Raw genomic sequence first — 25,967 nt, forward strand, 5'->3', positions numbered from 1 at the left:
CGCCGATACGCACCGACCAAGGAGCCCGCACTCATGCCACTCACATCCCGCTTTTCCCGCCGCCTGGCCGGCGGCTTATCCGCTGCCGTGCTGGCCTTCGCTGGCGCCACGGCTTACGCCCAAGAGGCATCGTCCATTGTTATTCAAGGCAAAGACAACTGGCTCTTTCCGGGCTGGGGCAGCCTGACCCAAGTGGACACGCGCGGCATCGACGCTTCTACCCAACTGATCCGCGAAACCCGCGACGCGCTGGCAGCCAAAGGCGTCCAACTGGAAGTTCTGGTGCTTCCGGACAAAACGCTTTTCTATCAGGACAAGCTGCCCGACGGCAAGGCGCTCAGCGCCGACGTGAAGAAGCGCTATCAGACCATCCAAGAAAAGCTCAAGCAGGCGGGCGTATCTACCTTTGACGACGAAGCCGTGCTCAAGCGCGTGAAGGACGCCGGCCAGGATGTCTTTTACCGCACCGACCAGCACTGGACGCAGGCAGCCGCTGATGCCACCGCCGAAGCGCTGGCCCAGCAGATCAAGCAGGACGTAAAGACCCTGGCGGGCAAGCCGGGTAGCGGCATGCCGTTAGGCAGCGTCGTCAATGAACGCCGGTACGGCGACCTGGCCGAACTGTTTCTAACGCCTGACCAGCGCAAGCAGGCAGGCCGCGAGACCTTCGTCGTACGCCGGCAGGCAGACAACCAAAACCTGCTGGATGACGCCCCTGCCCCCGTGCACGTCACCGGCCACAGCATGGTGCAGCCGTATTTCGGCTTCCCGCAAAAGCTGTCCAACGTGCTGGACCGGCCCGTCTCGGTCAACTGGAAGCCAGGCAATGTTGGTCAATGGATCATGCTGCTGGAATATCTGGAGTCGCCAGCGTTCAAGCAGAACAAGCCGCAAGTGCTGGTGTGGCAGATGTTTGAACCAACCTATGCACAAGGACCGGACGCCAAGGGCCTGTGGGATAACGCGTCCATCATGAGCGCCGACGCGTGGCGCAGCCGCATGAAAGCAGCCATAGGCAAGTAAACCCGTGGAATCCTCGGACAAAGCAGATCCGCCCAGTCACAAGCTGGGCGCTATCGTCGTCGCACTGCTGCTGGCGGTTGGCCTGGGCTGGGGCGTCTGGTGCCTGATAGACGCCCGGATCAGCGCCGAACAAGTCTCGCCGCAGGCGTGGGCCGACGGCACGGCGGGGGGCGCGTTGAACAAAGCCATGCACATGCCGCGGCAGGCGGAATTGGATACGTGGAATGCCGCCTTGCGTTACCGCACTCTGGGCGACCTGGGCGACCAAGTGGCGCTGGGCTGCCCGCAGTGGCTGTTCTACCGCGATGGCCTGCGGCCCCAACCTGGCGTCCATGTCTTTAACGAGCGCCTGCGACTGATGCGGTATTGGGTGGACGAACTGCGCAAAAAACAGGTTCAGGTGCTGGTCGTTGCCGTCCCCGACAAATCCCGCATTGAATCCGACCATCTCTGCGGCCTGCCCGTGTCGATTCCGATGCGTCAGACGCTGGATGCCTGGCAAGCCGCTTTGCAGGCAGAAGGCGTGCCATTCGTCGATGTGCGTGACGCATTGCTTGCCGCTCCCGCGCCGCGATTTTTCCGCACCGACGTGCATATGAACGCGCAAGGCGCGCAAGCCGCAGCCCAGCGAGTGGCCGACGCAGCCCTGCCTTTGCTGCAAGGCCGCGGCCAGCAAGCCTTCAAGACAGAAGAGCCCGGGCCTGCGCAGCCTCGCATGGGCGACCTGATCGTCCTGTCCGGACTGGAACATGCACGGCCGGGCTGGCGGCCTGAACTGGACAGCGTGCGTCCACAGAACATCGAACCCATACGCAGCGGCGGACTGCTGGACGAAGCGCCCCCGGTAGAAGTGCTGCTCGCGGGCACCTCCAACGGCCGCCGCAGCAATTTCGGCGAAAGACTGGGCATAGGACTGGGCCGGGAAGTCTGGAACATGAGTCTGGATGGCGGCCAATTTTCCGGGGCCTTGCTGGTCGCGCTGAATCAGCGCGAACAATGGCCCAAGAGTTTGAAGCTGCTGATCTGGGAGTTCTCGGAAAATGCCCTGTCCCTGCCGCTGACCCAGGACGAAAAGTCCGTGCTGGCCCGCCTGCCGTAGCGAACCAAGATGCTATTTAACTCTTACCTGTTCCTGCTGATCTTCCTGCCGGTCACGGTGGCCGTCTACTACGCACTGGGGCCGTTGAACGTGCGTCTGGCCGCCCTGTGGTTGTGCCTGACCTCGCTGGTGTTCTATGGCTGGTGGAATCCCCAATTCGTGGCGCTGCTGGCGGGTTCCATCGCATTCAATTATGTGATCAGCCTGCTGATCCTGCACAACACCGGCCGCCCCAAACTGCAAGGCCTGATCGTCGGGCTGGGCGTGGGCGCGGACCTGACGCTGCTGTTCCACTACAAGTATTTTGCGACGCTGCTCAATTTCCTGACCGACCTGGGAATGACGAGCACGACGATGGACGACATCATCCTGCCCTTGGGTATTTCGTTTTTCACGTTTACCCAGATCGGTTATCTGCTGGATTGCCGCGCGGGCATCGTGAAGGAACGCAGCCTGCTCAGTTATGTGCTGTTCGTCACCTTCTTTCCGCATTTGATCGCAGGCCCCATCCTGCATCACAAGGAAATGATGCCGCAGTTCGCGCAAAGCGAGAACTATCGATTCAAAGCCGAAAACCTGTCTGTCGGCGCCATGCTGTTTGTCATCGGGCTGGCCAAGAAGGTGTTGCTGGCCGATGGCATCGCGCCGTATGCGGACGCCGGTTTCGCGGCGCCCGGCGAACTGATGTTCTGGGGTTCCTGGGGTGCAAGCCTGTGCTACGCGCTGCAGCTGTACTTTGACTTTTCAGGCTATTCGGACATGGCGCTGGGCCTGGCCAAGATGTTTGGCATCCGTTTCCCGCTGAACTTCAATTCGCCCTACAAAGCCACCAACATTATCGAGTTCTGGGCCCGTTGGCACATGACGCTGACGCGCTACCTTACCGCCTATCTGTACTACCCCGTGGCGATGGCTGTGTCCAAGTGGCGCACCAACCGCAATCTGCCGGTGGGGTCAGCGGGCATCAGCACGGCCGGCGGCTTCATCAGCAGCATCGCCTTCCCCACGCTGTTCACGATGACGTTGGCCGGCGTGTGGCACGGCGCCGGTTTCCAGTTCATTGTGTTCGGCCTGCTGCACGCCATGTATCTGTCGGTGAACCACGCCTGGCGCATTTTTGTCGTGGGCCGCAAGCCCGCATCCGCGCGCAAGGCAGGCCCCATCAAACGCGCCCTCTGCATCCTGCTGACATTCGTGGCCGTACTGGTGGCACAAGCGTTTTTCCGTGCGCATGGCGTGGGTGACGCCATGCTGCTGATGCAAGGCATGATTGGCGGGCGCGGCATGGAATCGCTGGATCTGTCAGCGCACATCAGCGGTCTGCCCATAGGCGATGCCTGGCGGGTTATCGTTGGTCATCACATGCAACTGATCTACGCGGTAGTGTTGCTGGGGATTGCCTGGTTCACCCCGAATGCGCACCAGATTCTGGGCCGCTATTCCCCCGCGCTGTTCAAGCCGCAGGAAGCGCCGCAGGCCTTCATGCGCTGGCGCCCGAACACCGCCTGGCTGATTGTTATGCTGGCGCTGCTCTTTCTTTGCCTGGTAAACCTGCACAAGGAAACCCGGTTCCTCTACTTCCAATTCTGACCGCAGCGCGGTCCAGGAGCACGACATGGACATCAAGAACATAGAAGCCAAAGTGGCGGAAATTATCGAAGGGATCATTCTTACCAAGGTCGATCCCGACACGCTGCTGATCGAATCCGGTCTGGTGGATTCGCTGGCCGCAGTGGATCTGGCCCTGGCAGTGGAACGGGAATTCGGATGCAAGATTCCGCCCACCGAGATCGATGCGCACCTCGAATCCGTACATACCTTGGCCGCGTTCATCGCGGAGAACACGGCTGCCTGAGGCGCGCCGCAGGTCTGGAGATTTGAACAATGCGTTTCGACTTCAACACTTATGACTTTGCGGATACCGAGACGGGCGGCAATGCCGTAGCGGTGGTGGACGCCAGCGGCGCAATGAGCTGGGCGGCGCTAAAGGCCGCCACCGAGGCCTGGGAACGCCGCGCGCGCCTGGCTGGCGCTACAGCGGGCGTACCGCTTGCGATTTCGGGTCACAAGGAAGCCGCATTTCTGATTGCCATCCTGGGATGCCTGCGATTGCGCGTGCCCTTTGTTCCCGTGGATGTCATCAACCCGCCCGAGCGCATCGCGCGTATAGGCCAACTGGTGCAGGCGGGCTTGCGCTATGACGCGCAAGGCGATGCTTTTGTGCCGGGCAGCGACAACCCAGCGCCACTCGCGGAAACCGGGTTGGCCTACATCATGTTCACGTCCGGCAGCACCGGCGACCCCAAAGGCGTGCAGATCGGACGGGAAAGCGTCTCACTGTTCGCAGGCTGGATTCGCGATTGCCTGAACTTGGGCGCGGCGCCGGTCTTCATGGACCAGATGCTGTTCAGCTTCGACTTTTCGCTGTTCAACTGGGTCGGCGCGCTGGAACTGGGCGGCGCCTGCGTGTTGTGCCAGCGCGAAACAATTGCGCAACGCGATACTTTTGTCGCCTACCTGGCCAACACGCGCATCAATGTCTGGGCGTCTACCCCATCATTCGTGCGCCAGCAGCTTTTCAATCCTGATTTCAATCACACGCATCTGCCCGATTTGCGCGTCTTTGTGTTTGGCGCGGAATCGCTGACGCCTACGCTGGCCGAAGAACTCTGGCAGCGTTTTCCGCAAGTGCGCATCATCAATTCCTACGGACCGACGGAAGCCACCTGCTCCACGACGTGGGTCGAGATTGATCCTGCCTTGCGCGCGGCCGCCCCCAACCCTTTCCCCATTGGCCGCGCCAAGCCTTATGCCGAAGTTTTTATCGAGAACGGCGAAATCAGCATTGCTGGCGACCACGTCATGCGCGGTTATCTGAACCGCCCCGACCTGAATGCCAGCCGCATGTTCGAACGCAACGGCAAGCGCGGTTATCGCAGCGGCGACCTGGGCGAGATCGATGCGCAGGGGCTGGTCACCTTCCGCGGCCGTATCGATGATCAGATCAAGCTGCATGGCTATCGCATCGAACTGGCCGAGATCGATGCCACTATCGCCACCCTGCCCCATGTGCGGGCGGGCGCCACCGTTGCGTTGCGCCGTCCCGATGGCACCATCGTCCGATTGATTGGTTTTGTCGAACCCGCGCAGACGGGCCCCGCGGGCTTGCAGCCGCTGCCGTCTGGATTGCAGGACTGGAAGGCCATTCTGGGCAAGCGTCTGCCGCCTTACATGATTCCGTCCGAACTGGTCGCCTGCCATCATTTCCCCACGACCAGCACCGATAAGGCCGACCGCAAGCAATTAGAGCGCCTGTACCTTGAGGCCCGCCTCAGCAAGAAACCGGAGTCGTAAGCCATGCCGTTCAATTTACGCATCGCCGCCCTAGTACTGAGCCTTACCGCCGCCGGCAACGCCGTGGCGGAAGGCGCCTTTGCCCAGCTTTACGCCGCCCGGCCGCCTGCCGGATCGTCATTTGTTCGGGTCGTAAATTCCGAGACCCAGCCGCTGCGCGCGCAAGTGGCCAAGGGGCCCGCACAGGAAATCGGCCCCGCCAAACTGGCGACGACCTACGCGATTGTCAAAGGCAACCAGACCTTTGATGTTTTGATCGACGGCAAGACAGCCGCCACCCTGAAAGTGGCCCCAGATACGTTCAACACGCTGCTTGCCCGGCGCGAAGGGGACAAGCTGTCGTTTGCCGTCATCGACGACAGCAATGGCGCTCAAGACGCGTTGAAAGCGGAACTGCGCTTCTACAATCTGGCGGCCGATTGCCCGGCAGGCAAATTAGGCGTCAGCCCGTCGGGCCCTGCATTGTTCCAGGACATCAAGCCAGGCGGCTCAGCCGCCCGAGCCATCAACCCGGTCAGCGCCACGCTGGACGCGGGTTGCGGCGCCGCCGCGTCCCCTACCCTCGCTCTCCCAGCGCTGCAACCCGGCGACCACTACAGTCTGTTCCTTACCGGAACAGCGGCCGCACCGATTCTGCGCGGCCAGGTCAGCGCCACAGACCCCTACAGCCGATAAGGAGGCGTCATGCGCCGCGTGTTCCGTGATGATCATGAATTGTTCCGCGATCAGGTGCGCCGCTTCGTCGCCAGCGAGATCGCGCCCCACTATGCCGAATGGGAAAAGGCCGGAGTCACGCCGCGCGCACTCTGGCTACGCGCTGGCGAAGAAGGCATGCTGAACTGCGCCCTGCCTGATCCCTATGGCCTGGGCGGAGACTTCGGCCACGCCGCCGTCGTCATCGAGGAGTTGGCGCATGCAAACTTCCTGGGCATTGGCTTTTCCATCCACTCCGACATGGTGTCGCCGTATCTGCTGAACTTTGGCACGGATGCCCAGAAAGACCGCTGGTTGCCCGCCATGACCCGAGGCGAAGTGATCGGCGCCATTGCCCTGACCGAACCGGGCGCAGGCAGCGACCTGAAGGCCATTCGCACGCGCGCCCGCCGTGACGGCGGACACTACGTCCTGACCGGCCAGAAAACCTTCATCACCAATGGCGTCAACGCTGGCCTGGCCATTGTGCTGGCCAGTACGGACCCCGACTTGGGCGCGCGCGGATTGTCACTGTTTTGCGTGGAAGAAAACCTGCCCGGCTACACCAAGGGCGCAGCGCTGAACAAAATCGGCCAACACAGCCAGGACACCTGCGAGCTGTACTTTGACGATGTGCGGGTGCCAGCCGATTGTCTGCTGGGCCAGGAGAACGCCGCGTTCGAATACATGACCCGCGAACTGGCCCGCGAGCGCCTGGCCATTGCGCTGCGCGCCGCCGCCTCAGTGGAAGGCATGCTGGAAGAAGCCGCGCAATACACGCGTGACCGCAAGGTCTTCAGCCGCCGCGTGATCGACTACCAGAACACGCGTTTCAAACTGGCCAATGCGCGTGCGCAAAGCACCATGTTGCGAGTGTTCCTGGATGATTGTCTGGCTCGCCAGATAGAAGGCGAACTGGACGCCACAACCGCCGCCATCGCCAAGCTGAACGCCACCGAGATACAAGGCCGAATTCTTGATGACCTACTGCAAATGTACGGCGGTTATGGGTACATGGCAGAGTACGGGATTGGCCGCGCCTGGGTCGACGCGCGGGCACTGCGCATCTTTGGCGGCACCAGCGAAGTCATGCTGGAGATCATCGGCCGCAGCTTCAATTAAGCGAGTCTGCCGCGCTCAGACGCGGGCCGCCAGCCAGGCCTGCATCAGCGCCCGGGCCTCGGGTGTGTTGTCGATGACCCAGGGGTCTATCGCAAATGCCACCACCCGCTTGGCCCCATAACCACGTGCCACCGCCCACTGCTGCTTGACCCGATCGAAATCCGCCGAACGGGCCTTGAAGGTAGATCCGTCGGTGCTGCCCGAAGGCAGTTCTTCGAACAGCTCCAGAATCAGGTCGAACGACGCACGGCGGGCCAGCAGCATGTCGTGCAATGGCGCAAGCGCCTGATAGTTGGCCAGACCGGCCACACCGACGCCATCCTGAATCATCGGATGAATGCCGACGTGATCAAGGATGTTGCTCCAGAGCTTCATCAGCGAACCATCGCCGGGCAAGCGGCTGTAATAGGTAGAGATACAAGGCACGCCCCGGCTGGTGGCCTGGGCCGCGCGCGAGAAAGCGTCCAGCCAAGGAATCAAGAGCGCCTGGCGCTCTGAGGACGCCCAGTTGTATTGCTCCAGCTCATAGGGCAGATACCAACCGCGAAATGCGCGCCGCTTGGACCAGGGCGCCTGCTGCATATAGGCCACGCCACGCTCGCGCGTCTGATTCAGGTAGGCGGCCAAAGCCGGCGTATCCGTGCCAGCCAGCACGTCCCACCAGCGTTGATCGTAGGGCAGGCCCACGTGCACGCCCAGGCCCTGGTGCTCGGCCTCGTCAAATATCGTGCGCAACACGGCGTCAGGCGCCATCCAGTCATCTGGCCGGCCGCCTTCAAGCCCTGCCCACTGCAAGAAGATTTCGCGGCAACCCAGGCGCCTGTACGCCGACAAGCGCTGACGCCAGTCTTCGGGGCTCAAATCCAGATGGCTGCGCCACAACTGCAAGAATGTGGCGTTCAACGATAGCGGCGGCGTGCACGCGGCCAACGGCGCCAAGACGCCAAGCGCCAGCGCCTGAAACAGGCGCCGGCGAAAGGGAGAATCAAGCAGTGGGCGTGTCAGCAGAGAATCCCGCGCCGCCCTTAGCTGCGATTGCCGAACAAACCTGAAAGCGAAGCCAACAGATCGGTCGGATTGAATTGACTGCCGGGTTGCACTGCGCCATCGGGCGTAGCCTTGTCCACCAGTTGCGGCAGCAACGAGGACAGGGACCCCAAAACGGAGTTGGTATCCTGGCCGGTCTTGGCCGCAAGATCATTCACAACACCTGGGTCCAGCACGGAGCCAAGCTGGTCGGGGCTGACAGGCAGGTTCTGACCCGTGCCCACCCACGACGCGACGACGTCGCTTAGTCCACCCTGTTGAAACTGAGCGATCAGGCCGCTCAGGCCACCGGGATATTTGTTCAGTTGCTCAATCAGCGCGGGCAGCAACGAAGCTGAACCCCCTTGCTGATTGCCGCCGGCCATCGAGGCCAAGGTATCCAATAGGCTCATCGCTGTGCTCCTGAAAAAGTCGGAAATCCAGTATAGGCCCAAGGCTGGCGCAGGCAATGTCATGAGCAGTACGAGGCGCCGGAACTTTGCAAAACTTGTAAATTTGGGCCGACTCAGCCTGCGCCTCGTCCTGCCGCGGACGCGCTTGTTGCCCGCAACGCCTTCAGTGCCTTTTGGCCTGCTCGCCCGTCAGGCGTCAAGCCAAGCTCTTTCTGCGCCGCCTGCAAAGCCTGACGCGTGCGGGCGCCGATCATGCCATCGGGTTCGCCTACGTCATAGCCTTTGGCAATCAACAGACGTTGCAACTCACGCCGCTCGGCCCGCGACAGGCCAGGATCGTCTGTAGGCCAGGCTTGCACCAATGGACCGCCGCCACGCAGCCGGTCGGACAAATGGGCAATAGCCAGCGCATAGCTTTCGGCAGCGTTATAGGAATACAAGGCGTCGAAATTGCGCGTGACCAGAAATGCCGGGCCCGCTTTGCCCGCGGGCAACAGCAAGCCCGCCGATGTATCACCGCCAGGCAGAGGCTGTCCGTCAACGCGCGTCACCCCTTGTGTGGCCCAGGACGACATAGGACGCTTGTTCTTGCGGCCCGCGCCTGCAGTGTCCATGCCTGCGGGCAGTTTCACTTCATACCCCCAGGCAAGCCCATTGTTCCAACCCGCACGCTTTAAGAAGTTGGCGGTGGACGCCAGGGCGTCGGGCACACTGTCGACCAGATCGCGGCGGCCGTCTCCATCAAAATCCACCGCCAGACGCAGGTAGGTAGACGGCATGAATTGGGTCTGGCCGAAGGCGCCCGCCCAGGAACCCACCAAGCGGTCGGCAGCAATGTGCTCGTCCTGGATGATCTTCAAGGTGGCGAAGAACTCGCCCCGAAAATAGGCCTGTCGACGGCCAAAACATGACAGCGTCGACAAGGAAGTCAGCAGCGGCCGGCCACCCAGAATGCGGCCGTAATTGCTTTCTACGCCCCAAACAGCGGCAATGGTCGCGGGATCTACGCCGTATTGCGCGGCCGCGCGATTCAAGTCAGCGCGCCAGCGCGCCATGCCTGCCTGCCCGTCCGCCACACGCTCGTCGTCGACCAGCGCGGCCATATAGTCCCAGATCGGCGTCTTGAATTCAGGCTGGGCGTCCAGCAGATCAATCACCGCCATATCGGGCGTCAGTTTGGCAGTATGTGTGTCGAAGGTTGCGCCCGACACGCCTGCCTTGAGCGCGGGGCCGCGCAGTTGCGACAGGCAGGCAGCAAAAGGCTCGGCCGCCTGAGCGGCCGGCGCCAGCAACGTCAGCGCAAGGCCGGACAACGCATAGGCGAACAGGGATTTCATGTTTGGGATTCCTTGGGGAGTGTCGCGGCGGTGTCGCCTTGCAGGCGCCGGGTCCAGTCTTCGACTTCGCCCGCGCGGGCGCGCTTCTCGAACAATGCGCGCCAATTGGGCGACAGCTCGGGCAAGTTTGCCAGCGCATGCAACACATCCGGATCGAGCACACGCCGGTTCAAAATGTCTTGCACACGCGCCAGCGTCCATTGTGCATGGGGGCGTTCTTGCAAGGACAGGGTGTCGCCCGTGATCAGCCATCCCTCTTGCAGCACGCGGTAGTACCAGCCTGTCATGCCGCTCGCCTGCACGCGAGCCGCCATGCCGCGGTGGTTGAACCGGTGATCCAGCTTCCAGCAAGGCTGGCGCGCCTGCGACACTTGAATCAATGCCGTTCCGGCGCGGTAGATATCACCGACGCAGACGTCGCGTTCGGTCAGGCCGCGGGTCGAGATGTTCTCGCCAAACGCGCCGGGCGCGTGCAGCACGGCCAGATCACCTAACGCCTCTTGCCAGGCGGCATAGTGTTCGCGCGCATAGTGATGCAGCGCCTTTTCGGGGCCACCATGAAAACGTCGGTCGGCCTGCTCGTCGCCGTTGAGACCCTCCGGCCCCAACCACAAGCGTTGTCCTACTGGATGCTTGTCTATGCCGCTGTCGCGGCCGGAGTCGCCCAGCGGCCGGACCACGCCTGTCAGCAGTGCGTCAATCGTAATGTTCATTGTCAATGATTCCGCTCAGCCCGCTTGCAGCGCGGCAAGTTCAGCATCGTCAAAACCTGCGGCGCGGCGCGCCTCCAGGTTGAAGGGGCCGCGCAACCTGGGCGCGTCATAACGCCGGGCCAGCTCGGCATAACAGGCCACGGGCTCCTTGCCCGCCAGCGTGCATTGCTGCTTATACCAATAGTTGCCGATGGCGACGTGGCCGATCTCATCGCGCAAGATGATGTCAACAATGGCCGCGCTGTCCTTATCGCCTGCACCCGCCAGTTTGTTGCGAATCATCGGGGATGCGTCCAAGCCACGCGCTTCCAGCGTGCGCGGCACCAGCGCCAGGCGGGCCAACAGGTCGCCGCGTGTTCTTTCGGCCATGTCCCACAAGCCATTGTGAGCCGGGAAATCGCCATAGGCGACGCCAAGCGCAGCCAAGCGTTGACGCAACAAATCGAAGTGATAGGCCTCTTCGCGGGCGACGCGCAGCCAATCGCGGTAAAACGCTTCAGGCATACCGGCAAACCGCCAGATGATGTCCAGCGCCAGATTCACCGCATTGAATTCAATGTGAGCCAATGCGTGCAGCAGCGCGGCGCGCCCCTCAAGCGTAGCCATGGACCGATGTTTGACCTCTGCTGGCGCCACCAGGTGAGGCCGCTCCGGGCGTCCGGGAAGGCCTGCGATGGGCTCGAAACTCCGCTGGCAATCCAGCGCTGCGTCATCCTCAATGGCGCGCACCGCAGCCAGTTTTTCCGGCCATTCTGTGGCGGCCAACGCCGCCAACGCTTGCGCACGCAGGCAGTTCGGACCATTCCCCTCGGCAGAAGGGATCGTATTGCTGTCCATGATGTTCCCAAACCCCAGGCGATCTGATGCCGCCCAAAACCCTGAAATAACCCACGGTTTCAGTACCGTGCCTAGCCGGAGACTTTATCATTCGCCCATGGATTCCCTGCGCCTGACGATTGAAACCGACCTCTCCCGCCTCAACGCCCAGCAATGGAACGCGCTGGCGGGCGATCAGCCTTTTCTGCAGCACGCCTATCTGTGCGCGATGCACGAGACCGGCTGCGCGGCGCCGGACACCGGATGGGCGCCGCATTATCTGGCGCTATGGCGCGAGGGCGCGCTTGCCGCTGCCGCCCCGCTCTATTTGAAATCGCACTCTCGCGGCGAGTACGTATTCGACTATGCGTGGGCCGACGCTTTCCAGCGCCACGGCATGCGCTACTACCCCAAGCTGCTGTCCGCCATTCCCTTCACGCCGGTCACGGGCCCCCGTCTGCTGGCGGCGAACGACGAAGACCGGGCCACGCTGGTACGCGGTCTGGTCGCCTTTGCCGAAGAGATCAAGGTGTCGTCGCTACACCTGCTGTTTCCGGACGACACCGATATGCGCGCGCTGCGTGATGCCGGATTCATGATCCGCGAAAGCGTGCAGTTTCATTGGACGAATCCGGGGTATGCCGACTTCGATGCATTCCTGGCCACCATGAGCCACGACAAGCGGAAGAAGATTCGGCAAGACCAGAAAAAAGTGGCTGCGGCGGGGCTCTCTTACCGCTGGCTGCGGGGCGCAGATATCGGTCCGGCTGAACTGGAATTTTTCTATGACTGTTATTGCCGCACCTATTTCCATCACGGCAATCCGCCCTACCTGAACCTCGAATTTTTCCAGCGCGTGCATCGCGAGCAAGCAGATGCTTTTGTGCTGATTTTGGCCGAACGCGACGGCGTACCCATCGCGGCCGCATTGAATCTTGCGGGCGGCGATGCGTTATATGGACGCTACTGGGGGGCGACGGAATACGTGCCGGGGCTGCATTTTGAGACTTGCTACATGCAGTCCATCGCGTATTGCATTGCGCATGGATACGCCCGTTTTGAAGGCGGCGCGCAAGGCGAACACAAAATGGCGCGCGGGCTGCTGCCCACCCCGACCTGGTCCGCGCATTGGGTTGCTCATCCCGGTTTCGCAGAAGCGATCCAGAATTTCCTGGACGAGGAAACGGCTGCGGTGACGGGTTACCTGGACGAACTCGAAGCCCATACGCCATTCAAAGGCGGCGCCTAGCTGGGGGCGCCTGGCTGGGAGCGCCTGGCTGGGAGCGCCCGGGTGAGAATGCCTCCAAAATGCGGACGCTTCATCCGGGCAGCACCCGCTTTACAAGAATCGGTCCAGCAGCTTGCGGCTGTGCTTGTCCAGCGATTGGATGTCGCGCACCAGATAGAAGATGCCGTGACTATCCGCGACCAGCAGTGTTTGCGGACTGAGCCGCCGAATATCTTCTTCACCGCGCAAGACGAATGAGGTCGGACCGCGATCGGTTTCCACCTTCCAGGTGCTGGGCGTGGCGTAAGTGGAAACACTGACCAGTTTGCGGATCTCGGGCATGAACTCGCGGCCGGCCAGCTCTTCTTCGATCAACGCGCGTTGCGCAGCGGGTACATCGGCCAGATGTTCGATCCAGAGCAGTTCGTGGCCATCGCTGGTAACCAGCGACAAGCCCCGGCCCGCCTCGCTGATGGGAAATGCCCGAACAGGAATAACCCCTTCGTGCATTTCGCCGTCATCGGATTGGTATTCCAGACGCCCAAAGGCATTGCGGCGCAACTGAAAGGTCGGCAACGTCATGAATAATCCTGATTCTGCGTCAGGCCACGGCGGCCATGTCTTCGCTGCCCGACGATTGCGCGTCGGCTTCCGCCTGACGCGCTTGCGCTTGGTAGAGACGATAGTACGCGCCCTCGCGGGCCATCAATTCTTCGTGCGGCCCTTGCTCCACAATCTGGCCGCGATCCAGCACCACCAGACGATCCGCCTTGCGTAACGTGCTGAGGCGGTGAGCAATGGCGATCGTCGTACGGCCACGCACCAGGTTGTCCAGCGCTTTCTGGATTTCCTTTTCAGTGGTCGTATCCACCGACGAGGTGGCTTCGTCCAGAATCAGGATGCGCGGATCGATCAGCAGCGCGCGGGCGATCGAAATGCGTTGCCGCTCGCCCCCGGACAGCGCCTGACCGCGTTCGCCCACCAGTGAGTCATATCCGTGGGGCAGACGCAGAATGAACTCGTGCGCGTGGGCAGCACGCGCCGCCGCCACGATTTCGTCGCGTGTTGCATCCGGTTTGCCGTAAGCGATATTCTCGGCAATGGTGCCGAAAAACAGGAAAGGCTCTTGCAGCACCAGGCCGATATTGCGGCGGTAGTCCGCCACGCGCACCGACCGGATATCCGCGCCATCCACCAGCACGGCGCCTTCAGACACGTCATAGAAGCGGCAAATCAAATTGATCAGCGTGCTCTTGCCCGAACCGCTATGGCCAACCAGGCCTATCATTTCGCCCGGGGCAATGGTCAGATCCAGCCCGCGGATGACTTGGCGATTGCCGTAGCGAAAGCCCACATCGCGCAGTTCAATGCGGCCATTGATGTGCGGCAGCTTGGCCGGGTTCTGCGGTTCTGGCACGCTGGACACGTGATCCAGAATATCGAAGATGCGCTTGGCGCCAGCAGCCGCTTTCTGCGTAACCGACACAATCCGGCTCATAGAATCCAGACGCATATAGAAGCGGCCGATATACGCCAGGAACGCAGCCAGCACCCCCACCGTGATCTGCTTCTGCGACACCTGCCAAATACCAAAAATCCACACGACCAGCAGCCCCACTTCCGTCAGCAAAGTGACGGTAGGCGAGAACAGCGACCAGGTGGTATTTACACGGTCGTTCACTTCCAGGTTGCGATTATTGGCCTCGCGGAACCGCGCGACCTCGCGCTTTTCCTGAGCAAATGCCTTGACCACGCGAATGCCTGGAATGGTGTCGGCCAGCACGTTGGTGATCTCGGACCAGATGCGGTCAACCTTCTCAAAACCATGGCGCAAGCGGTCGCGCACTGCGTGGATCATCCAGATAATGAATGGCAGCGGCACCAAGGTCACCAGCGCCAGCCAAGGATTGATCGTGACAAGGATCACCGCCGTCATGACGATCATCAGGATGTCGTTGGCGAAATCCAGCAGGTGCAGCGACAGGAAGACGCAGATGCGGTCGGTTTCGCTGCCGATGCGGGAGATCAGATCGCCCGTGCGCTTGCCGCCAAAATACTCCAGCGACAGCTGTTGCAGATGCTCGTACGTGGTGGTGCGCAGGTCAGCGCCAATGCGTTCGCTGACCCAGGCCAGGATGTAAGTCCGGGCCCAACCCAGCCCCCAAGCCAAGACGGCCGAGGCTAGCAGGCCGCTCAGGTAAAGCCGGACCTTGCTGTAGTCGATGGGCGCGCCGTTCTGGAACGGGATCAGCACATCGTCCATCAGCGGCATGGTCAGGTAGGGCGGCACCAGCGTCGCCGCCGTACCCAGCAGCGTCAAGAGAAAGCCCGCCAGCAAGGGACCACGGTAGGGCCGCGCAAACCGCCACAAGCGCAGCAGCGCCCAGGTCGATGACGGCGCCGCCTGTTCCTGATTGCAGGTGGGGCATTCGTCCTCACCGGCAGGAATAACGTTATTACAGATCGTGCAGTTGCGTTCTACCGGCTCGGATTCCTGCTGGCCGGACAAACGGATAGCCTGCTGCGATTCAAACTGCGCCAACAGACGCAAGGCAGCCGGATTGTGCGCCAGCGTGAAGCGCCATATCGCCAAACGCGCGGTATCGTCGTGCAGCTCAAGCACGGCGGCGCCGGCATGATCGGTGAGACTTAGCGTTAATTGAGAGCCATAGGCCCAAGATTCCCAGCCGTTATCGGCAGGATTGCGGGCAAGCAGTCGGCGGTCAGTGGCGGCGACCAATCCAGGCTGGAACTTCAGCCGCTGATCCAGGTCTATTTCAACCCAGGCCAGCAAGGTTTCGCCATCCGCCAATTCAGTGCGGATTTCATCTCGCCATTTGGCGGGAAAGGCATCGGCAAGGCCGGAAAGCAGGTGTGGTTTTTTCATTGGAACGCATACCGGGCCAGGACTCTGCCCTACTAGGCGGCAACCGGTTTGCCCCCATGGGCGGCAAACGTGTCCCTTCCTTACAACACAACGAGTTCACGCCTTGAAGGCGTCGTATAGTAGCAGCCGATTTTTCTAATTAGGAATATCTGGGATCCCCCACTCGTTGGCATTATTCTTAAGTCGCATACCCCATAAATTCGCGGTCTTACATAGGGGCGTCCGCGCGTGCCAACCTGCTTCTCAAGTAAATTAAAACATGAAAAAGAAAGACATTGAATTTCTCGATGTCGTGGCTTTGCGCGGCCCGAACATTTGGACGTATCGCCCGGTCCTTGAAGCATGGGTGGACATTGGGGAACTGGAGGACTATCCGTCCAACACCATTCCCGGATTCTACGAGCGCCTGTCGGGCTGGCTGCCCTCGCTGATCGAGCATCGTTGCAGTCCTGGCGTGCGGGGCGGTTTCCTGTCCCGCCTGAAGGAAGGCACGTGGCCCGGCCACATTCTTGAACATGTCACGCTAGAACTGCAGAACCTGGCTGGCCTGCGAGGCGGTTTCGGCAAGGCTCGTGAAACCTCCACCCGCGGCGTCTACAAGGTCGTCGTGCGCGCATGGCAGGAACAAGTGACGCGCACCGCCCTGAACGAGGCCCGTGATCTGGTCATGGCCGCCATCGAAGACCGCCCTTTCGATGTGCCCGCCACCATCTCGCGCCTGCGCAGCCTGGTCGACAAGCATTGCCTGGGACCCAGCACGGCCTGCATCGTGGATGCGGCCGATGACCGTGATATTCCCTATATCCGCTTGTTCGAGGGCAACCTCGTCCAGTTTGGCTACGGCTCGGCCCAGCGCCGTATCTGGACGGCCGAAACGGACCGCACCAGCGCCATCGCCGAAGGCATTTCGCGCGACAAGGACCTGACCAAGGAACTGCTGTCGACCTGCGGCGTACCGGTACCGGAAGGCCGCCTGGTCCGCAGCGAAGACGACGCCTGGGACGCCGCCGAAGACATCGGCCTGCCCGTCGTGGTCAAGCCGTATGACGGCAACCATGGCCGGGGCGTGTTCACCAACCTGACCACGCGTGAAGAAGTGGTTTCCGCCTACCGCGTAGCGGTGGACGAGGGCAGCGGCGTAATCGTCGAGCGTTTCGTGCTGGGCAATGAACACCGCTTGCTGGTTGTCGGCAACCGCATGGTTGCTGCCGCCGCAGGCGAACTGGCCTGGGTAACGGGCGACGGCAAGTCGACGATCTCCGAGCTGATCGAAAGCCAGATCAATACCGACCCGCGCCGCGGCCGTACGGAAAACCATCCGCTGAACCCGGTACGCCTGGATTCCGCCGCCCGGCTGGAAATCGCGCGCCAGGGTCAGTCCGAAGACAGCGTGCCGGCCGACGGCCTGCGCGTTTTGGTGCAACGCAGCGGAAACGTCGCCTTTGACGTGACCGACCGCGTCCACCCCAGCATTGCCGCGACCGTGACCTTGGCCGCCCGCGTGGTGGGCCTGGACATTGCTGGCGTCGATCTGGTGGCGGAAGATATCTCGCGCCCCCTGGCTGAACAGCGTGGCGCGATTGTGGAAGTCAACGCCGGCCCCGGCCTGCTGATGCACTTGAAGCCGGCTGACGGCACCCCGCGTCCCGTAGGCCGCGCCATCGTCGACCACCTGTTCCCCGAAGGCGATGCTGGCCGCATCCCCATCGTGGGTGTTACCGGCACCAACGGCAAGACGGTTGTCGCGCGCCTGGTTGCCCGCCTGCTGCATTTGTCGGGCAAGCGCACCGGCCTGGCGTGCAGTGAAGGACTCTACCTGGACCGCCGCCTGGTGCAAAAAGGCGACCGTGCAGACTTCGCATCCGGCACCCGCCTGCTGATGAACCGCAACGTGGATGCCGCTGTTATCGAAAACGATAGCGGCGTGATCCTGGGCCAGGGCCTGGCCTATGACCGCTGCCAGGTCGGCGTGGTCACCAACATCGACGACGCCGATCACCTGGGTGACTTCGACATCAACGAAACGGAACGCATGTTCAATGTGTTCCGCACCCAAGTGGATGTGGTTCTGCCCACCGGCGCCGCGGTGCTGAACGCACGCGATCCGCGCGTGGTGGAAATGGCCGAGCTGTGCGATGGCGCCGTGATTTTCTTCGGCATTGACCCCGCCCTGCCCGCCATTACCGCTCATTTACAGCAGGACGGCCGCGCGGTGTTCGTGCGCGACGGCCGCATCGTTCTGGCGCAAGGCGCTCGCGAAGAACAGCTTGCCGACGTGGCCGCCATTCCGCTGACCCACGGCGGACGCGTGGCCTTCCAGGTTGAGAACGTGCTTGCCGCCGTCGGTACGGCGTGGGCTCTGGATGTGCCCATTGAGCTGATCCGTGCCGGTATCGAGACTTTCGATATCGACCAGGCTGACGCTCCGTGGCAGTTCACGTTGTTTGAACGCAATGGCGGTACCGTGGTCGTGGACGATGTGCACAACGCTTCGGCGCTGCGCCCGCTTATCGCCGCCATTGACCAGTTCCCGTCGACGACACGCGCTGCCGTGTATTCGGCAGGCGCCGACCGCCGCGATGCAGATCTGATCGAACAAGGCCGGCTGCTGGGCGATGCCTTCGACCGCGTCGTGCTCTATGACGACAAAACGGTGAATAGCAAGCGCCCCGAAGGCCAGGCGCGTGCTCTGCTACGCCAGGGTCTGACGCAAGGCAGCCGCGTCAAGGACATCCAGGATGAGCCCGATCATGGCAAGGCCATCGAGAGCGTGTTGAACGGTATTGCGGCGGGCGACTTCGCCCTGCTGCAATCCGATGAAGCGTTCTCCGGTCCCACCATCGATCTGGTCCGCCGCTGGATTCAACAATACTGACAATATCTGTGCGCGCCCCGCTTGCTGCGGGGCGCGCGTGAGTTAGACAGGAATACCTGCCATGGAAGTTTCCCGTATCCGAGCCCTGCGCGGCCCCAATCTGTGGAGCAAGAACACCGCGATCGAGGCCATTGTTTCGTGCGCCGACAGCGAATGCTCCATCGACAACCTGCCCGAGTTCGAAGCCCGCCTGCGCGCGCGGCTGCCGCAAACCGGTCTGCTGCGCCCGGAAGGCCACCAGGATTCGGTGTCGATTGCGCATGTCCTGCAAATCGTTGCGCTGACGATGCAGGCTCACGCCGGTTGCCCCGTCACCTTCGGCCGCACCTCAACCACCATCGAACCTGGCGTCTTCCAGGTAGTGGTTGAGTACAGCGAAGAAGAAGTCGGCCTGCTGGCGATGGAACTGGCTCAAGCGCTGGTGCGCTCCGCGCTGGATGACACGCCATTCGACATCACCGACGCGCTCAAGCGCCTGCGTGACCTGGACGAAGACGTCCGCCTGGGACCCAGCACCGGTTCCATCGTTAACGCCGCCGTCGTCCGCAACATTCCGTACCGCCGCCTGACGCAAGGCAGCATGGTGCAGTTCGGCTGGGGCAGCAAACAACGCCGTATCCAGGCCGCGGAAACCGACCGCACCAGCGCTATTTCGGAATCGATTGCGCAGGACAAAGACCTGACCAAGATGCTGTTGGACGCGGCTGGCGTGCCGGTGCCGATGGGCCGCTCCGTAACCTCGGCCGAAGCCGCCTGGGAAGCTGCCCAAGAGCTGGGCGGCCCCGTGGTGGTCAAGCCTCGCGATGGCAGCCAGGGACGCGGTGTTGCGGTGAATATCGAAACGCGTGAACGCGTGATCCAAGCTTTTGAAGTGGCTGAAGAGATCAGTTCGGAAGTCATCGTTGAACGCTACATTCCCGGCCACGACTTCCGCCTGCTGGTGGTGGGCGGCGCACTGGTCGCGGCCTCGCGCCGCGATCCGCCCCAAGTGACGGGCGATGGGCAGCAAACCATCCGCCAATTGGTAGACCAGGTCAACTCGGACCCATTGCGCGGCGATGGCCATGCCACGTCGCTTACCAAGATCCGTTTTGATGACATTGCGCTGGCCACGCTGAAAAAACAGGGTTTTGACGCGGATTCCGTACCGCCTTCCGGCACCCTGATTTTTCTGCGCAACAACGCGAACCTGAGCACCGGCGGCTCGGCTACCGACGTTACCGACGAAGTCCACCCTGAAATGGCGGCGCGCGCGGTGTCCGCGGCCCGCATGATCGGCTTGGACATCTGCGGCGTGGACGTGGTGGCGGAAAGCGTGCACTACCCGCTGGAAGATCAGCATGGCGGCGTGGTCGAGGTAAACGCTGCACCCGGACTGCGCATGCACCTGAACCCCTCGTTCGGCAAAGGCCGAGCCGTGGGTGAAGCCATTATTTCGAATATGTATGCGGACGGCGACGACGGCCGCATTCCGGTCGTGGCCGTTGCCGGCACCAACGGCAAAACCACCACCGTGCGCCTGACCGCCCATATTTTGGGTACGGCCGGCAACCGCGTGGGCATGACGAATTCCGATGGCGTTTACGTAGACAACCTGCGTATCGATACCGGCGATTGCAGCGGCCCGCGCAGCGCCCGCAGCGTGCTGATGCACCCCGATGTGGACGCAGCCGTGTTCGAGACGGCGCGCGGCGGCATTCTGCGCGAAGGGCTGGCCTTTGACCGTTGCAACGTCGCCATCGTCACCAACATCGGCATGGGCGACCACCTGGGGCTGGGATACATCAGCACCGTGGAAGACCTGGCCGTGGTCAAGCGCGTCATTGTTCAGCACGTGCACCCGACGGGCACGGCCGTCCTGAACGCCGCTGACCCCATCGTGGCCGAGATGGCCGCCAGTTGCCCGGGGTCGATCACGTACTTCGCCGAAGACCGCAACCACCCGGTGCTCGCAACGCATCGCGCGCAAGGTCTGCGCTCGGTGTATCGCGATGGCGACGCCATCGTCGCGGCGCAAGGTCCCGACGAAATCCGCTTTGCACTCACGGACATTCCGCTCACGCGCAACGGCACGATCTCGTTCCAGGTGGAAAACGCCATGGCCTCGATTGCAGCCGCTTGGGCGCTGAATCTGAGCTGGGATGTCATCCGCCAGGGTTTGGGCACCTTCGTCAACGACGCGCAAACGGCGCCCGGACGCTTCAATGTGTTCGATTACCGCGGCGCCACGGTGATCGCGGACTACGGCCACAATCCGGACGCGATTCTGGCCTTGGTGCGCGCGGTCGATGCCATGCCCGCCAAGCGCCGCTCGGTCGTCATCAGCGGTGCGGGCGACCGGCGCGATGAAGACATCCGCATGCAGACCGAAATCCTGGGCGCGGCTTTCGACGACGTGTTGCTCTACCAGGACCAATGCCAACGCGGCCGTGCGGATGGCGAGGTGCTGGCGCTATTGCAGGAAGGCCTGGTTGGCGCCCCGCGCACGAAGCACATTGAAGAAATCCATGGCGAATTCGTGGCTATCGACACCGCGCTGGCGCGTTTGAAGGCCGGCGACCTGTGCCTGATCCTGGTGGATCAGGTGGAAGAGGCCCTGGACCACATCGCCCGCCGCATCTCGGAAGCCTGATCCGCTTGCCGTCATGCAAAAGGGGCGCTCAGGCGCCCCGTTTTTTATTGTCCGCTGTGTGCGCTGCCGCTCAACTGGTGGGCGTCACGACAGGCGCCAGGGCCTGATATCTGTCTGTCACGTGCGTGCATCCCACCGCCGCCATGGCGGCCAGCGTCAACAAAATAGCGCTGCAAAGTCGTTGCGTCATGCGTCCGAATCTCCCTTTCCAATTAACGAACCGCGGCGGTCCGGTCACGACTATACCGGCGCGCGTGCCCGTCGGCCAGCAAGCTACGCTCCCGATTCGCCTCTAAAACGGGTAATTCCCGTTACTAGCCCCGCTCAAAAGGGGACAAAACATTGCGGGAATGTAACTCCCCACCTGGATACGCAGGCGGGCTTTTCTCGTCGCAAATCAGCGCAGATATTTCACTTTTGGCCGTTACATTTTCCCACAGCCGGGTTTGACAGCCCTCGGGGCCGACTCGTACGGTAGGGGCTAGCTGATCAGTGTCCAACTCAACACCGCGATGCAAGGCTTATCGGCCATAAGCCAGGCAGCGCAAGCAGACAGAGAGAGGTCACCATGAATAACGACATCATCGCCGGCAAGTGGAAGCAACTGACCGGCAAGGCCAAAGCGGCCTGGGGTGAACTCACCGACGACGAGTTGACCCGTACGGAAGGCAATGCGGAACGCCTCGCTGGATTGATCCAGGAGCGTTACGGCAAGACCAAAGACCAAGCGCAGCGCGAAGTCCGGGACTTCTTCGATAAGAATCCCTGAATCCCTCCACCGCCTTGATCCGTCGAACTACTAGGAGAAGCTGACATGTTGCATTACGCCGTAGTTTTCTTCGTCATCGCGATCATCGCGGCGGTTCTCGGCTTCGGTGGCATTGCCGCCGGCGCCGCGGGTATCGCCAAGGTCCTGTTCTTTGTATTCCTGGTGCTGGCGCTCTTGTCCATCTTGAGCGGCGCCCTCCGGAAAAAATAGAACACGTTGATAAATCGCGAAGCCCACAAGCGTTTTGAACATCTGGTGCGTTACCTGCGCACCGGACAATAGAATAAGGAGCACCACTATGGAAATTCGTAAGCTGATCGCCGCCGCCGCACTGGGTACGGGCGCTGTTTTCACTTCCATGGCTTTCGCCGCCGACGATGGCAAGCCCAAGCAGTCCGTGGGTGAATATGCCTCTGACGCGACCGTGACCACAAAGGTCAAGGCCGCCATCGTGGCCGACAAGCAACTGAGCGCCCTGGACATTGCCGTTGAAACGAACAACGGTGTTGCTACCCTGACGGGTTCGGTGGGCACGGCTGCCCAAGCGGATCACGCCGCCACGGTTGCCCGCGGTGTGGAAGGGGTCAAGCAGGTCATGAACAACATCAAGGTTGATCCGGCCAAGAACAAGAAGTAAGGAAGCAACGTTTCCTACTGATGCCTAGAGAGCAAAGCGGCGCCTGTGTCTGACACAGGCGCCGCTTTTTTTCGTCTGCGAACGCGCCGTCTTAAATGCTGACTGAACCCCTGCCGATTTCCCAGGCGCGGCCGCCCACCTGAATGCGGCCATCGGCCCGCACATCCAGCAGCAAGCGGCAAGGCCGGCCCATCTGGTCCCCCTGCTCCACCAGAATGCTGGCCGGCAAAGAATAATTCTGATGGCGCAACCAACCGCCCAGGTTGGCGCAAGCCGAACCCGTGCCAGCATCTTCTTCAACGCCGCCGCCCGATTTAGCGAAGAAATAGCGGGCGACCACTACCTGCCTGGCGTCTTGCACATTGCCTTCATCAAAGGCGAAGACATACAGCGTCTTGCGGCCCAGGCTGCTTTCTTGCCAGCGGTTCAGTTTGGACGAGTCGGGCTCGGCACGGCGTACCGCGTCGACGCTGGCCAGCGGCACCAGCAATTGATCTGCGCCCGTATCCACCCAGATCGGGTCGCCCAGCAGATCGCCGGCATCCAATCCGACCAGTCCTGCGATCTCGGCACGATCCAATGTGGGCGGCGCGGTGCGCACGCCCTCCGGGCACGGCGCGGTAAACGTCCAGGCGTCGCCTCGAGCCTCGACCGGAACCACGCCTGCCTTGAATTCCAGAGTCAGCGCATCGCCCGTTTGCAGCAGATCGCGCACCACTTGAGACGTGCCGATGGTGGGATGGCCCGCGAAGTTCATTTCGTAGCCGGGCGTAAAGATGCGCACGCGCGCATCGGCCTTATCGGACGGCAATATGAAGGTGGTTTCGGACAGATTGAATTGCGCCGCCAAATTCAGCATGGTGGCGTCATCCAGGCCGCGCGCGTCTTCAAACACGCAGAGCTGATTGCCGCTGAAGGTTGAGGACGCGAAGACGTTGAGCAGGCGAAACGCGTAAGAGGTCATGGAGTTGCGTTAATTGAAAAGGCGCCGGCCAACCCGGCGGAGTTTTCCACTTTATCGCAGCACAAGGCCTCAGACCATCAGACAATCCTTACCAGATCGCAAAGAAAAACACCCAGGCCAGACAGAACGGCGCAAGCCCCGCCGTCAGCACCAGCCATGCGGCGGCCTTGCGCAGACCGCTCACCGGGCGCTGCTTGAGCAAGCGCGCAAACAAACGCAGGCTCCACAACACGGCCAGGGTCAACAGCGTGAAGCGCACGGGACCTGCCCAGGCGGCTTGTACGCCTTCATGCTTGAGCAGGTTGACTGTGGTGGCGGACAAGCCCAGGAACACGCCAATGCCGGCCGACGGAATCAGCGCCTGCGCCAGTTTGTGCACGCCAGGACGTATCCAGCGCGTGGCCGGCGCATCCTGCGCGGGCGCTGCGGGAGCCAGACGGTCTGCAATCCACAGCGACAGGAAGCTGGCGCCGCCCACCACAACCGTGGCGCCCACGACGAACATCAGAATGCCCGCGCCATCCAGCCACGAAAAACTGTCGTTCACATCGGGATAGTGGGTCAGGATGAACCAGGGCGCGTTGTCCATCAACGGCCACATGATGTCGTGTTCCACCAGCCAGGTCGCTGCCCATTGCTTGGCGGTCACATACCAGGGACTGGCGCTCCAGAGGAAGGCGCCAATCGCAATGCCCATCAAACCAAAGCACAGCAAAGCGGTCTGCCAGGCGTCGCCGTCCGCAACATGCACGATTTCTTCTTCGGGCGAACGCGGCGTCAGTGCAATGGCGCCGCGGTAGCCGCTGCACCGGCCACAGACGTGGCAGTCGCCGGCGCCTTTCATATGGCGCAGGGGCACCAGCGGCGCACAGTTGATGGTCTCGATGCGAATGACGGGGTGACGCCATTTTTCTTCGTCGACCTTGAAGTGCCAGGGCGCCAGCTTGGCCAGCAAATTGAACACGCCATTGACCGGGCACAGGTACTTGCACCACACACGCTTGCTGCGGCCATAGCGCCAGCCCACAATCATGGCAGCCACGGTAGAACCGCCCAGCACGGCCAGCACGGCCAGCGGATACTGGTACACGCTGACCAGTTGGCCGTAGACCGTCGTCAACGCAAAGGCGACAAAGGGCCAGCCGCCCCAACGCATCCATTTTGGAATCGCGCGGCCCTGCCCCCGTTCGCTCGCCCATTCGCTCAACATGCCTTCGGGACAAAGCCATCCACACCAGGCGCGCCCCAGAATCGGCATGGAAATCAACACGAACGGCCACCACACGCCCCAGAAGGCGAACTGCGCCACGATCGTCAGATTGTTGAATACCGATGCTGAATTGTCCGGCAATGGCAGGACAGCGGGCACGATCAAAAGGAACGCGTATATCGCGACAATGCCCCACTGCAGCTTGCGCAACAGAGGGGCATGGTCACGGAGAAAATCGGCGATCCGGGAAGTCACCCTCCCGAGTACAGCAGCCATGGTCAAACCTTCATATGTTCATTCCGGCATCTTGTCGGAATCAGGATGCGCTGCGGGCAGCAAGCGGCGCCCGGGCGGCTTTATTGCCCACCCAGCGCAACAGCGCCCACACCACGATCCAATAAGCCACCCACAACAATACCGAGATCAGCGCGGGCAAGGCCCGGTACCCGGCAAAGTCAGCCAGAATCTTGCCAACTCCGGTGCTGTCGCTCAAGAGCCACGAGCTATCCCACACGGGATCGATGATCGTCGGCAACACATCCAGCGAAATCAGATGATCCAGGCCGCCAACCAGCAGGGAGCCCGCCAACAGCAGCAACAGGATTTCGGTCACGCGGAAGAAACGGCGCCAGGTGATCAGCTTGCCGCCCAGTTGCAACAACCAGAACGTCAGCAATGCCACGGCAAAACCCGCCAGACCAGCCAGTGCCAGCTTCGCCATGTCGCCGCCGCCTTCGCCGGCAGACACGGTGCCATACAGGAACACCACGGTTTCACTGCCTTCGCGAGCCACGGCAATGGCCACCAGCACGAACAGGCCCCACCAGTTGTCGCTGGCAACCGACGAACGCGCGCCGCTTTCAAGCTCGCCTTTCAGCGTGCGGCCGTGCTTCTTCATCCATACGACCATCTGCACCACCAGCGCGCACGCTGCCAGCGACATGATGGCCTGGAACCATTCCTGCCCTTCGTCACTCAACCAGGACGACACACCCAGCAAAACTAGCGCCAGGGCCACGGCAAGCGCCAAGCCAGCAGCAACGCCGCCCCACAGGTATTTCAGGCCGCGCGCGCCTTCCGGCGTAGAACGCAGCCAGGTGTACAAGATACCCACCACCAGCAAGGCTTCGACGCTTTCACGCCAGACGATAAAGAGGACCTGTTCCATG

23 protein-coding genes are annotated in these 25,967 nt (G+C 61.9%); 13 read left to right on the forward strand and 10 right to left on the reverse strand.

Annotated elements, in window-relative coordinates:
• Positions 1–33 precede the first annotated feature (33 nt).
• From RAS12_RS14625 to RAS12_RS14655, 7 genes are read left to right on the forward strand one after another with little or no spacing between them, the layout of a single operon-like run.
• The gene (locus tag RAS12_RS14625) at positions 34–1,023 is read left to right on the forward strand and encodes an alginate O-acetyltransferase AlgX-related protein (RefSeq protein WP_306951121.1); all 990 of its coding nucleotides are present in this window, start codon (positions 34–36) and stop codon (positions 1,021–1,023) included.
• A gap of 4 nt (positions 1,024–1,027) precedes the next feature.
• Positions 1,028–2,122, forward strand: a complete 1,095-nt coding sequence (locus tag RAS12_RS14630) for an alginate O-acetyltransferase AlgX-related protein (protein WP_306951123.1) — start codon at positions 1,028–1,030, stop codon at positions 2,120–2,122.
• Positions 2,123–2,131: 9 nt separating this feature from the next.
• Positions 2,132–3,712, forward strand: a complete 1,581-nt coding sequence (locus RAS12_RS14635; RefSeq protein ID WP_306951125.1) for an MBOAT family O-acyltransferase — start codon at positions 2,132–2,134, stop codon at positions 3,710–3,712.
• A 25-nt stretch (positions 3,713–3,737) separates the two neighbouring features.
• Positions 3,738–3,977: an acyl carrier protein gene (locus tag RAS12_RS14640; RefSeq protein ID WP_306951127.1), complete on the forward strand. Its 240-nt coding sequence runs from the start codon at positions 3,738–3,740 to the stop codon at positions 3,975–3,977.
• Between the two features lie 29 nt (positions 3,978–4,006).
• Complete coding sequence (locus tag RAS12_RS14645; RefSeq protein WP_306951129.1) at positions 4,007–5,476, forward strand: AMP-binding protein; 1,470 nt, start codon at positions 4,007–4,009, stop codon at positions 5,474–5,476.
• Positions 5,477–5,479: 3 nt separating this feature from the next.
• A complete protein-coding gene (locus RAS12_RS14650) occupies positions 5,480–6,151 on the forward strand; it encodes an alginate O-acetyltransferase AlgF (protein WP_306951131.1) in 672 nt (223 codons plus the stop codon).
• Positions 6,152–6,160: 9 nt separating this feature from the next.
• Entirely contained in the window at positions 6,161–7,291 is a 1,131-nt protein-coding gene (locus RAS12_RS14655; RefSeq protein ID WP_306951132.1) for an acyl-CoA dehydrogenase family protein, read from the forward strand.
• Between the two features lie 15 nt (positions 7,292–7,306).
• Here the strand turns inward: RAS12_RS14655 and RAS12_RS14660 are convergent, their stop codons facing one another.
• The 5 genes from RAS12_RS14660 to RAS12_RS14680 form a co-directional block, all read right to left on the reverse strand.
• Positions 7,307–8,230, reverse strand: coding sequence for a DUF4434 domain-containing protein (locus RAS12_RS14660; RefSeq protein ID WP_306951133.1), 924 nt, complete (start codon positions 8,228–8,230; stop codon positions 7,307–7,309).
• 86 nt (positions 8,231–8,316) lie between these two features.
• Entirely contained in the window at positions 8,317–8,730 is a 414-nt protein-coding gene (locus RAS12_RS14665) for a YidB family protein (RefSeq protein WP_306951134.1), read from the reverse strand.
• Positions 8,731–8,843: 113 nt separating this feature from the next.
• Positions 8,844–10,067 (reverse strand): lytic murein transglycosylase, encoded by a 1,224-nt coding sequence (locus tag RAS12_RS14670; RefSeq protein ID WP_306951136.1) that lies wholly within the window; start codon positions 10,065–10,067, stop codon positions 8,844–8,846.
• On the reverse strand, positions 10,064–10,780 hold the full coding sequence (locus RAS12_RS14675; RefSeq protein ID WP_306951137.1) for an MOSC domain-containing protein: 717 nt from the start codon (positions 10,778–10,780) through the stop codon (positions 10,064–10,066). Before RAS12_RS14675 ends, RAS12_RS14670 begins: the two co-directional genes overlap by 4 nt.
• A gap of 15 nt (positions 10,781–10,795) precedes the next feature.
• The gene (locus tag RAS12_RS14680; protein WP_306951139.1) at positions 10,796–11,617 is read right to left on the reverse strand and encodes a ferritin-like domain-containing protein; all 822 of its coding nucleotides are present in this window, start codon (positions 11,615–11,617) and stop codon (positions 10,796–10,798) included.
• Between the two features lie 97 nt (positions 11,618–11,714).
• Between RAS12_RS14680 and RAS12_RS14685 the strand changes: the two genes are divergently transcribed.
• On the forward strand, positions 11,715–12,845 hold the full coding sequence (locus tag RAS12_RS14685; RefSeq protein WP_306951141.1) for a GNAT family N-acetyltransferase: 1,131 nt from the start codon (positions 11,715–11,717) through the stop codon (positions 12,843–12,845).
• Positions 12,846–12,935: 90 nt separating this feature from the next.
• Here RAS12_RS14685 and RAS12_RS14690 read toward each other — a convergent pair whose 3' ends face one another.
• The gene (locus RAS12_RS14690; protein WP_306951143.1) at positions 12,936–13,406 is read right to left on the reverse strand and encodes a cyanophycin metabolism-associated DUF1854 family protein; all 471 of its coding nucleotides are present in this window, start codon (positions 13,404–13,406) and stop codon (positions 12,936–12,938) included.
• Positions 13,407–13,425: 19 nt separating this feature from the next.
• A complete protein-coding gene (locus RAS12_RS14695) occupies positions 13,426–15,711 on the reverse strand; it encodes a cyanophycin metabolism-associated ABC transporter (RefSeq protein WP_306951145.1) in 2,286 nt (761 codons plus the stop codon).
• A gap of 259 nt (positions 15,712–15,970) precedes the next feature.
• On the opposite strand from RAS12_RS14695, the gene cphA (RAS12_RS14700) reads away from it, so the two are divergent.
• The 5 genes from cphA (RAS12_RS14700) (at position 15,971) to RAS12_RS14720 (ending at position 22,624) form a co-directional block, all read left to right on the forward strand.
• Positions 15,971–18,586: a cyanophycin synthetase gene (gene cphA / locus RAS12_RS14700; protein WP_306951147.1), complete on the forward strand. Its 2,616-nt coding sequence runs from the start codon at positions 15,971–15,973 to the stop codon at positions 18,584–18,586.
• Positions 18,587–18,647: 61 nt separating this feature from the next.
• The gene (gene cphA / locus RAS12_RS14705; RefSeq protein ID WP_306951150.1) at positions 18,648–21,218 is read left to right on the forward strand and encodes a cyanophycin synthetase; all 2,571 of its coding nucleotides are present in this window, start codon (positions 18,648–18,650) and stop codon (positions 21,216–21,218) included.
• 568 nt (positions 21,219–21,786) lie between these two features.
• A complete protein-coding gene (locus tag RAS12_RS14710) occupies positions 21,787–21,987 on the forward strand; it encodes a CsbD family protein (protein WP_306951152.1) in 201 nt (66 codons plus the stop codon).
• Positions 21,988–22,032: 45 nt separating this feature from the next.
• Positions 22,033–22,197, forward strand: a complete 165-nt coding sequence (locus RAS12_RS14715; RefSeq protein ID WP_006222909.1) for a DUF1328 domain-containing protein — start codon at positions 22,033–22,035, stop codon at positions 22,195–22,197.
• A gap of 88 nt (positions 22,198–22,285) precedes the next feature.
• The gene (locus RAS12_RS14720; protein ID WP_306951156.1) at positions 22,286–22,624 is read left to right on the forward strand and encodes a BON domain-containing protein; all 339 of its coding nucleotides are present in this window, start codon (positions 22,286–22,288) and stop codon (positions 22,622–22,624) included.
• A 91-nt stretch (positions 22,625–22,715) separates the two neighbouring features.
• On the opposite strand, the gene RAS12_RS14725 is transcribed toward RAS12_RS14720, so the two are convergent.
• From RAS12_RS14725 to RAS12_RS14735, 3 genes are all read right to left on the reverse strand, one after another.
• Complete coding sequence (locus RAS12_RS14725) at positions 22,716–23,588, reverse strand: PhzF family phenazine biosynthesis protein (RefSeq protein ID WP_306951157.1); 873 nt, start codon at positions 23,586–23,588, stop codon at positions 22,716–22,718.
• 88 nt (positions 23,589–23,676) lie between these two features.
• On the reverse strand, positions 23,677–25,074 hold the full coding sequence (locus RAS12_RS14730; protein ID WP_306951159.1) for a 4Fe-4S binding protein: 1,398 nt from the start codon (positions 25,072–25,074) through the stop codon (positions 23,677–23,679).
• A 40-nt stretch (positions 25,075–25,114) separates the two neighbouring features.
• The gene (locus RAS12_RS14735) at positions 25,115–25,966 is read right to left on the reverse strand and encodes an FTR1 family iron permease (protein ID WP_306951162.1); all 852 of its coding nucleotides are present in this window, start codon (positions 25,964–25,966) and stop codon (positions 25,115–25,117) included.
• Position 25,967 lies beyond the last annotated feature (1 nt).

It is taken from the genome of Achromobacter seleniivolatilans, from assembly GCF_030864005.1.
Classification (GTDB): Bacteria; Pseudomonadota; Gammaproteobacteria; order Burkholderiales; family Burkholderiaceae_B; genus Achromobacter; species Achromobacter seleniivolatilans.